Origin of the sequence: Sulfurirhabdus autotrophica (assembly GCF_004346685.1) — a bacterium.
In the GTDB taxonomy this organism is placed as follows: domain Bacteria; phylum Pseudomonadota; class Gammaproteobacteria; order Burkholderiales; family SMCO01; genus Sulfurirhabdus; species Sulfurirhabdus autotrophica.
This window is the reverse complement of record NZ_SMCO01000016.1, coordinates 71,347-80,513: the sequence shown is the minus strand read 5'-3', so window position 1 is coordinate 80,513 and position 9,167 is coordinate 71,347. Positions and strand designations below refer to the sequence as shown.

General features: G+C 49.2%; 9 protein-coding genes. 8 read left to right on the top strand and 1 reads right to left on the bottom strand.

Annotated features, from left to right (window positions below; translation table 11 throughout):
• The first annotated feature begins 404 nt into the window (after window positions 1-404).
• A complete protein-coding gene (locus tag EDC63_RS14060) occupies window positions 405-1,157 on the top strand; it encodes a GNAT family N-acetyltransferase (protein WP_132920948.1) in 753 nt (250 codons plus the stop codon).
• A gap of 360 nt (window positions 1,158-1,517) precedes the next feature.
• Window positions 1,518-2,360: a lysophospholipid acyltransferase family protein gene (locus EDC63_RS14055; RefSeq protein WP_223248354.1), complete on the top strand. Its 843-nt coding sequence runs from the start codon at window positions 1,518-1,520 to the stop codon at window positions 2,358-2,360.
• Here the strand turns inward: EDC63_RS14055 and EDC63_RS14050 are convergent.
• The gene (locus tag EDC63_RS14050; RefSeq protein WP_124947163.1) at window positions 2,242-3,069 is read right to left on the bottom strand and encodes a symmetrical bis(5'-nucleosyl)-tetraphosphatase; all 828 of its coding nucleotides are present in this window, start codon (window positions 3,067-3,069) and stop codon (window positions 2,242-2,244) included. The two genes, EDC63_RS14055 and EDC63_RS14050, sit on opposite strands and share 119 nt — an antisense overlap.
• A gap of 116 nt (window positions 3,070-3,185) precedes the next feature.
• Between EDC63_RS14050 and EDC63_RS14045 the strand changes: the two genes are divergently transcribed.
• The 6 genes from EDC63_RS14045 (at window position 3,186) to EDC63_RS14020 (ending at window position 8,945) form a co-directional block, all read left to right on the top strand.
• A complete protein-coding gene (locus tag EDC63_RS14045) occupies window positions 3,186-3,623 on the top strand; it encodes an NfeD family protein (protein ID WP_124947162.1) in 438 nt (145 codons plus the stop codon).
• A gap of 257 nt (window positions 3,624-3,880) precedes the next feature.
• Window positions 3,881-4,723, top strand: coding sequence for an SPFH domain-containing protein (locus EDC63_RS14040; RefSeq protein ID WP_223248357.1), 843 nt, complete (start codon window positions 3,881-3,883; stop codon window positions 4,721-4,723).
• A 53-nt stretch (window positions 4,724-4,776) separates the two neighbouring features.
• Entirely contained in the window at window positions 4,777-5,343 is a 567-nt protein-coding gene (locus tag EDC63_RS14035) for a TVP38/TMEM64 family protein (RefSeq protein ID WP_124947160.1), read from the top strand.
• On the top strand, window positions 5,340-6,461 hold the full coding sequence (locus tag EDC63_RS14030) for a methyltransferase (protein WP_124947159.1): 1,122 nt from the start codon (window positions 5,340-5,342) through the stop codon (window positions 6,459-6,461). Before EDC63_RS14035 ends, EDC63_RS14030 begins: the two co-directional genes overlap by 4 nt.
• 99 nt (window positions 6,462-6,560) lie before the next feature.
• Window positions 6,561-7,739 (top strand): methionine adenosyltransferase, encoded by a 1,179-nt coding sequence (gene metK, locus EDC63_RS14025; protein ID WP_124947158.1) that lies wholly within the window; start codon window positions 6,561-6,563, stop codon window positions 7,737-7,739.
• 282 nt (window positions 7,740-8,021) lie between these two features.
• The gene (locus EDC63_RS14020) at window positions 8,022-8,945 is read left to right on the top strand and encodes a DUF3616 domain-containing protein (RefSeq protein WP_124947157.1); all 924 of its coding nucleotides are present in this window, start codon (window positions 8,022-8,024) and stop codon (window positions 8,943-8,945) included.
• Window positions 8,946-9,167 lie beyond the last annotated feature (222 nt).

The window sequence follows — 9,167 nt, the reverse complement described above, 5'->3', positions numbered from 1 at the left end:
ATTTCGACTGGCTGGTCAAAAAGGCTCGGATGCTACCGCATCTCGCCCTCTTAACCAACATTACTCAAAATTGCACTTCATCCTTGAATCCGCCATGCATAATACATATCCCATAAGAATATTCCAAATATAATCAATTGCTGAGAATAAATTGTATGTACTCAAGGAATTGGTACAAGGGTCAATTTAATTTGGCTAACTCGGGTATGTTATTCCAGACACCTCAAATGTGCTTTGATCCCTACAAGTAAGCAATAACAATAGCACTGAAATCGATAAGAAAATGGTTGCCCGAAGCCTTCAGTTCCCAAACCCGATTAACCAAACGTTAACCACCCTGTAACGCATTCGTCACACAAACAGCTTAATTTCTCCTTGTGGAAACTCATGACAGGGAGAGCAATATGCTGCAGCAGCAAACTCAATTCATTCAACAAGAAAAGCAGCAACTGGTTTTAAGTTATGCGCGCACAGAATCTGAAGTGCGTGAAGCGCAAAGGTTGCGTTACAAGATTTTTGCTGAGGAAATGCAGGCGCGCCTGCCAGGCACAGATTCGAGACTGGATGTGGATAAATACGATGCCCATTGTGAGCACCTTTTGGTGAGGGATGCAGGGACGAATGAGGTGGTGGGCACCTACCGTATTTTGACGCCATCGCAGGCTAAAAAGATGGGTGGTTATTATGCCGAGACTGAATTTGATCTGGACCGGTTGGTAAATCTGCAAAGTAATATGGTGGAAGTGGGACGTTCTTGCGTGCATGCAGACTACCGGAGCGGTGGGGTGATTGCGTTACTATGGTCTGGTTTGGCGCACTATATGCAGAAAAACCGGTTTGATTATCTGGTAGGGTGTGCAAGCATTAGCATGATTGATGGTGGACATAACGCGGCCAGTATTTACAATAAACTTAAGGTGGCTAGCATGTGTCCTGCGGAGTGGCGGGTTTTCCCGCGCTGTGCATTGCCTTTGGCTTCATTGGATGGAGATGCGGAAGTGTATCTGCCTCCGTTAATTAAAGGGTATTTGCGTTTGGGGGCTTATGTATGTGGCGACCCGGCGTGGGACCCTGATTTCAATACAGCGGATTTGCTGATGCTGTTGCCGATGTCGAAAATGAACCCGCGTTATGCCAGACATTTTTTGGGTAAATGAGGATGAATCCGGTAGTCTGATTTTCCATCATACTTCGCCAACGCAACAAGGTTGTTAGTGGATTACAGTGCAGCATTTACCGTAGAGGCGCTGAGGCGCAGAGTTGAAGTGCACCTACAAGATAAAATTGTAATGCTTTTTTATCTGGCGAGGCTGCTTACTCTCACAAAGCATTGCTTTTCTCCGCGCCTCAGCGCCTCTGCGGTTAATAAAGCGGTTTCTGAATTTGCAGTAACGCCACAATCAATTAGAACTGTCTACTTAGCTGAGATTTCGTGCAAAACAGGCCATTTTTTGCATTATGGTTATAATAAGTATTGTTAATATTTATCATTTCCCTGTCTAGCTGAGGTTTCCAGGTTGAACCGAAACAACCGTTTTACCTTTTATTACCGTGTCAGTCGCCTTGTGTTGCATGTGCTTTATGGCATGGCAATTGCGGGGGTCATTTTTCCGTGGTTGTCACAAAAAACACGCAACAGGATTACGCGGTATTGGTCGAATAGTTTGCTGGGTATTTTGAATGTGCACATTCACCTGCAAGGGGTGGTGCCGGATTTATCTTCCCGTAATGTGATGTTTGTGGCAAACCATGTTTCCTGGCTGGATATTCATTTGCTGAATGCAGTGCGCCCAGCCCGTTTTGTGGCGAAATCCGAGGTGCGAGGCTGGCCTGTTATTGGCTGGCTGGCACAAAAGGCGGGTACGCTTTTTATTGAACGCGCCAAGCGCCACGACACGGCACGTGTTAATCATGCTGTGTCGGCAGCGTTAAACAATGGGGATTGCATTGTTGTTTTTCCGGAAGGGACAACTTCCAGTGGCAAAATAATGCGGCCATTTCATGCTTCGTTGCTTCAACCGGCGGTGCCCAGCCAGAGCGCTATCTGGCCGATAGCTCTGCGCTATGTGCATCCGGATGGTTCCATTAACACGGCCCCGGCGTATGCAGATGAAATCACATTGAAGGATTCGATGGTGCAGGTGTTAAGTCAGCCGGTTATTCATGCGGAGATGATGTATCTTGAGACTATTTCAGCCCATGGTAAAACCCGGAAAGAACTGGCAAAGGCTGCCGAGCAGGTTATTTCCAGCGCTTTGAACCTGGTAGTCCCTGGCAAGGGATCTGAAAAACCTGACGATCTTCCAGCCGCACAGCAGAAAGTTCCCCTCCCCACAGGCAGCCACTGTCCAGCGCCATAAAATTCTTCTCCAGCCTTAACCCCAGCGCAGACCAGTGCCCGCAAATAATGGTGGTGTCGGCACTTGCGCGGTCCGGGATTTGAAACCAGGGTAAATAGCCTTCTGGCGGGTTATCGGGTTTGCCTTTGTAGTCAAAATCCATTTCGCCTTTTGGGGTGCAAAAGCGCATGCGGGTCATGGCGTTGGTGATGATGCGCAGCCTGTCTATGCCCTTGTGACTGTCCTTCCACTTGATGGGTTTGTTGCCATACATCTGCCCCACAAATTCCAGATGGTGTTCGCTGCGCAGCGCACTTTCTACTTCATGGGCTAATGTCTGGGCCTGTTCTATGCTCCATTGAGGTAACAGCCCGGCATGCACCATGGCGAAATTGTTTTCTACATGCAGCAGGCGTTGGTGTCTCAGCCAGTGGAGTAGTTCTTCACGGTCCGGTGCTTCCAGAATATCCTGAATGGTGTCGTTGCGGTGTGGCGGCGCGAAACCGCCTGCCACGACCAGCAAACTTAAATCATGGTTGCCCAGCACGGCGATGACACTGTCCCCCATTTCTTTCACCCAGCGTAACGTAGCCAGTGAATCCGGTCCGCGGTTGACCAGGTCGCCTACCAGCCACAGTTTGTCCTGTGCAGGGTTGAACTGGATGGTATTGAGTAATTGCTGCAATTCTTTGAAACAACCTTGAAGGTCGCCGATTGCGTAGGTGGCCATAGCGTCAGTTGTCTCTGTCGTGGGGGTATGGTTTCAGGATGGTGCTGTTCGGGTTATGATGGGCCAATTATAATGACAACTGCCCTGTGTTGTCATCGTTAAAACTAGGAGAGAAGATGGATCTTTTGTGGTGGCACTGGATAGCTGCCGGGATAGTGCTGGTGATTTCAGAACTGTTTGTCCCGATGTTTTTCATCTTGTGGTTTGGTGTTGGCGCGATCATGGTCGGTGTGGTGATGCGTGTTGTGCCACTATCTTCATCCATGCAGTTTTTTTTGTGGGCCATATTTTCGATTGCGATGGTGGTTGCCTGGTTTCGCTTTTTCAAAAACCCGGACAAAACCAAAGCAGGGATTTCAAAAGAAGCATTTATTGGCGAAACCGGCCTGATTACCAAAGAAGTGTCTGCCATGGCTAAAGGGGTGATTCGTTTTCAGAAGCCTATTCTGGGTTCAGACACCTGGCCGGTGATTGCAGATGAGACCATTCCATCAGGTGAAAGAGCAAAAATTGTGGATGTAATAGGTCAGACACTTAAAGTGCTGAAAGCCTGATAGGTGCTTATACAGAAACCCCTGAGACTCCCTCCCCTTGATGGGGGAGGGTTGGGGAGAGGGTGGGGATGTATTGAAATTTGCCCCCTCTCCCCGGCCCTCTCCCACGAGGGGAGAGGGAGTAAACTGTTCCACATGAACGTAAATAATTCGGAGTCAGGTTGCGCTTATGCTTGCGCAGATGAACAGACCCGATGAACGCATACTAAACCCGTTCTGCCGCTAGATGCAGGACCAATAAGGAGAAACACATGGAAATGACTTTTTTGGCCATTATATTTTTTGGCTTTGTAATTATCACCGTTGCCAAAGGCGTGCGAATTGTGCCCCAAGGGGAAGAATGGGTAGTGGAGCGACTGGGTAAATATCACAACACGCTCATGCCGGGTTTGCATATTCTGATTCCGTATATCGACAAAGTGGCCTACAAAGTGCCTACCAAGGATATAATTCTGGATATTCCGCAACAGGAAGTGATTACCAAAGATAACGCGGTGCTGATTACCAACGCCATTGCCTTTGTAAAAGTGACTGATACGCAAAATGCTGTGTATGGTGTGTCGAATTACGAGCTGGCAGTCAGTAATGTGATCCAGACAACCTTGCGTGCCATTCTGGGTGAAATGGAATTGGATGAGGCACTTTCCTCCCGTGATCAGATCAAGGCGAAATTGAAAGAATCCATTGCGGATAACGTATCCGATTGGGGTTTGACGCTAAAATCGGTAGAAATACAGGATATTAAACCCTCTGCATCCATGCAGCATTCCATGGAACAGCAAGCCGCTGCAGAGCGGGAAAGAAAAGCCAAAGTCACGATTGCCGAAGGTGATAAACAATCTGCCATTTTGCAAGCTGAAGGCCGGTTAGAGTCGGCAAAGCGTGATGCCCATGCGCAGGTGTCTTTGGCACAAGGTACGGCATCTGCATTGAAATTGGTTGCAGAAGCGATACCGGAAAGAGAGTTTCCTGCGTATTTTCTGCTGGGTGAAAAATATATTGCTGCATTGCAGGAAATGTCCAAATCACCAAATGGCAAAACCATTGTCTTGCCTGCTGATATTCTGCAAAGTTTGCAGGGCATGTTGGGCAGGAAATAAAGTGACGCTATTTTCTTCATTACCTTTGATTGGTGTAATGCAGAGTTGGAAACATGCACCCCTATAAACGGATACTGACTGTCATTTTGTTTCTGGGTGTGTTGTTGGCACTATTCCAGCTATCCGGTCTCAGGGAACATTTAAGTCTAGACTTTTTGCACCAGCGGATTCTGGAAAATAAAGTCAGCGGATTGTTGATTTTTATTCTGCTGTTTTCATTGGGAAACCTGATTCAGATTCCCGGTTGGGTGTTTCTTGCCGCAGCAGTGCTGGCATTAGGAAAAGCATGGGGCGGTGTCGCCACCTATGTGGCCGCCAGTTTTTCCTGTGTGATTACTTTTTTTACTATTCGTTATATTGGCGGCGATGCACTGAGGCAGCTGGACAATAAATTTGCTGTTCGCCTCCTGAGTAAACTGGATGCGCATCCGGTAAGCAGTATTGTGGTATTGCGGATGTTGTTTCAGACTGTGCCTGCGCTGAATTACGCACTGGCCATGTCAGGCGTCAAATTTCGTCATTATTTGGTGGGCACGTTGCTTGGTCTACCTGTACCGATTATGTTGTACTGTTTATTTTTTGATTATCTGGCAAAAATGCTAAAGGTTGTGCCTGCGTGAATGATTACCCTGTTGTGAACTGGTCCGAAGCAGACGAAAACCGAACCGCCCGCTGGCGCTCGGAGGGTGGCACCCCGCCGCCCAAACGAGTGATTGTTGCGGATGACGTGATGAAAGCGGATGTGGCTTATCGGCTTGCCAGCGAAGGCACCGCTTTGTTGTGGCGAGGAGATTTCCAGAACGCACGGCAGTTGTTGCAGGCCATGGCGCGCCGGGTAGACCGCAAACCGCGAAAACCGCCCACTTCACCAACTGAAGCATTCAACTTTCATCGGCAGTTTCAGTCGCAACGTGCCCGCACTTTGGGTATGTTACTGCTGCCGTTAGAGGCGGATTACAGTATTCCCTTACGTCGTGCTCCTGAAGTCAAGCAAGCCTGTATTGAGGCCTATGGCGTGGCAGATGCGCCTTCTGTGGTAACGCTACGGGAGATGCTTGGGGTGATTGGTGCCCATGAGTGGCGCAAAACCGGGGTGGAAATTCCTGCGATTGGTGGGCGCATTTACCCGCACTATGGTGTGTTTTCGCCGGTGCGGGGTGAATATGTGGGGCTGGTAGCCAATGCGCCACTGCTTACAGCAGATCTGGCCTTTGACATTGGTGCGGGTACGGGGGTGCTGGCAGCGGTGCTTGCCCGTAGAGGAGTAAAGCACGTAATCGCCACCGACAAGGACCCACGCGCATTAACGTGCGCCCGTGAGAATATCAAGCAGCTTGGATTGGCAGGGCAGGTTGACATTATAGAAGCGGATCTTTTTCCGGAAGGGCGTGCTGACATTGTCGTTTGCAACCCGCCTTGGTTGCCGGCACGTGCAAATTCACCGCTGGAACACGCGATCTATGATCCGGATAGTCAAATGCTAAAAGGCTTTTTGGGTGGGCTGGTTGCCCATCTGACACCGGTTGGAGAAGGCTGGCTGATACTTTCTGATCTGGCCGAGCACTTGGGGCTGCGGTCCAGAGAATGGTTGCTGGCAGCCATTGAAGCCGCCGGGTTGAAAGTGTTAGAGCGCTTAGATGTGAAGCCGACTCATCCTCGCGCTGCAGACGAAACAGACCCGCTCCACGCTGCACGTGCTGCCGAGGTTACTTCACTTTGGCGTTTAGGCGCTCGTTAGTTGGAAATACCCTGAACCGTTTTTGTTTCCAGTGGTCACATGAGCTGGAAAGTGAATGCGCAATGAATGTGCAGCATACAAATTTTAAGGAAGAAATGAATGAATAACAGACGTTATCTGTTTACATCTGAATCCGTTGCAGAAGGACATCCGGACAAAATTGCCGATCAGATATCGGATGCCATTCTGGATGCATTCCTGGCGGAAGAGCCCGAAGCTAAAGTGGCCTGTGAAACGTTTGTTGCGGATAATCTGGTGGTGATTGCCGGCGAGTTTAAAACTGTCCGTAAAGAGTTGTTTAGCGAGATACAAAACCGCGCAGAGGAAATTGCCCGCCAGGTGTTGCGCGAAATCGGCTATAAGGATGCTGAAACCGGTATCGACCCGAATAGCTGCGAAGTACAGGTGCGTTTTAATCATCAGTCTATTCAGATTAACAAGGGTATCACGCTGGCGGGGGGCGATATTGGTGCTGGTGATCAAGGGCTGATGTTTGGTTACGCCTGTGACGAAACCCCCGATCTGATGCCTTATCCAGTCTGGTTGGCGCATCGCTTAGTGCAACGTCAAGCTGAAATGCGCAAATCCGGTGCGATGCCCTGGTTGCGTCCTGATGCAAAAAGTCAGGTCACTGTTGCGTATGAAGGGCAAAAAGTATCAGGCATCGATAACGTGGTGATCTCTACCCAGATCGAGCGTGACCTTGACCCAGCCTGGGTAGCGCAGGAAGTGACGCGTGAAATTGTTGATCCGCTGGTGCCTGAGGAAATGCGCACCTCTAATTTCAAGTTGTGGGTCAATCCCGCCGGCCCCTTTGAAATCGGTGGTCCGAATGGCGATACCGGCCTGACTGGTCGTAAGATTATTGTGGATACCTATGGCGGTTCCTGTCCGCATGGTGGCGGTGCATTCTCAGGAAAAGACCCTACTAAAGTGGACCGTTCAGCTGCTTATATGGCCAGATATATCGCCAAAAATCTGGTAGCAGCAGGTTATGCCAAACGTTGTCTGGTGCAGCTGGCCTATGCAATCGGTGTGGCAGAGCCGGTTTCACTGCTGATCGAAACTTATGGTACTGGAACTGTGCCGGATAATCAGCTGGAAGCTATGGTGCGTGGCACCTTTAATCTGACTCCGCGCGGCATTATCGACAGCCTGGATTTACGCCGGCCAATTTATCAGAAGACTGCTGCATACGGACATTTTGGACGGGCAGAACCGGATTTCACCTGGGAGCGTACCGATCAGGCTGAAAAGCTGGCGATGTTCAAAAGTTAACCTGAAAAGGAACTAGGGCGCTTTCATATAAATCAGTAATCCGCAGAGGCGCGGAGGCGCAGAGAAAAAAGCATTGGGAATGCAGGTTTAGTTTGTCTGGACTGCAAAGCGATGCTGACCCAGTATCGAATTCTATTTTAACTTTGCGCCTCCGTACCTCCGCGCCTCTGCGGTGAATCAAGCTGTTTATTGATTTGTATTGTTTTCTAAACCAGAATTGTTCGTAGGGCGTCAATAGCAAAGCGTATTGCGCCGAATGTTGGCAGCAGGAGAAAAACCATCATGACGCAAATGAACGCGCATGTTTTTCAGGAACTGTCCGGGGTTTATGAGCCATCTGCTATTCAGCAGTTGCCGGACGGTCGTTTTCTTGTTGTGGAAGATGAAAAACAGCATCCGTTCAGTTTGGTCACAATCAGCCATGATGGGAAAGTTAACAGTACGCCGCTGAACGCAGGGCCGCTGGAAACGGGTGATGCTTTTCTGAAGCTGGATGATCTTGAAGGTGTCACCATCGATCATGCAGGATCGATTTATGCAATCACTTCGCATTCTCTGGACGACGAAGGCGAAGAAAAAAAATCCCGTAACAAACTGGTGCGGTTCCGAGTTGAGGGTGACCGCGTAGTTGCGCCTTTAGTAGTCAAAGGACTAAAGGCCGCTTTGGTGGCGAGGCACCTGGTGCTGGCCAACGCAGCTAAGGTGGCTGACGTCAAAAAGGACGGGGGTCTTAACATTGAGGCGCTGGAGTTTAGTCCCGATCAGCAACGGTTATTGATCGGTTTTCGCAGTCCTTTGGTGGGAAATTTGGCCATCATTGCCAGCGTTGAAAACCCCGTCGCAATTTTTGAAACAGGTGCGCCACCTGAAATATCTGACAAGCTGGAAACGCTGGATCTCGAAGGCCATGGGATACGCGGCATGAGCTACTTTCCTTCCCTTGGCGGATATCTTGTGATCAGTGGCCCTGTTACACGCGAACAGGTTCAATTTAAACTCTGGTTCTGGAGTGGTCATCAAAATGAACCTGCTTGTCGTGTCACTATTCCCGGTCTGCCAGGTTTTGAACACGCTGAAGGAGTCTGTCCTGCAGTGATCGATGGCAGGCAAAAAATCATTATTGTCAGCGATGATGGCAGCCGAAAAGAGGCGCGTTACGCACGTTTTTTACTGCTTGATCCTGAACAACTGCAGATTGAGGCTTGATGCGGCAGGTTATGTCGGCACTGTGGCAAAGTCCGGCTTGTCTCCGCGCTTTTGCAATTCTGCAGTGAAACAAGTTTAAGTGACGCATTGTTGGTATCAAATCCCCTTTGTTTTTTTCGTTCTACAAGCCAATCTCAATGTTGCAACACTACAGAGTCAGGCTGGACTTGGTTCGCTTCAGCAGACATACTGACAGGATTGGAATTGAAGAGGAGTGAAAAA

What these genes read in the sequence shown, in the direction of transcription:
- EDC63_RS14060 (WP_132920948.1), top strand. Translation starts at nt 405, where the DNA reads ATGCTGCAGCAGCAAACTCAATTCATTCAACAAGAAAAGCAGCAACTG.
- EDC63_RS14050 (WP_124947163.1), bottom strand. Translation starts at nt 3,069, where the DNA reads ATGGCCACCTACGCAATCGGCGACCTTCAAGGTTGTTTCAAAGAATTG.
- EDC63_RS14045 (WP_124947162.1), top strand. Translation starts at nt 3,186, where the DNA reads ATGGATCTTTTGTGGTGGCACTGGATAGCTGCCGGGATAGTGCTGGTG.
- EDC63_RS14040 (WP_223248357.1), top strand. Translation starts at nt 3,881, where the DNA reads ATGACTTTTTTGGCCATTATATTTTTTGGCTTTGTAATTATCACCGTT.
- EDC63_RS14035 (WP_124947160.1), top strand. Translation starts at nt 4,777, where the DNA reads ATGCACCCCTATAAACGGATACTGACTGTCATTTTGTTTCTGGGTGTG.
- metK (WP_124947158.1), top strand. Translation starts at nt 6,561, where the DNA reads ATGAATAACAGACGTTATCTGTTTACATCTGAATCCGTTGCAGAAGGA.
- EDC63_RS14020 (WP_124947157.1), top strand. Translation starts at nt 8,022, where the DNA reads ATGACGCAAATGAACGCGCATGTTTTTCAGGAACTGTCCGGGGTTTAT.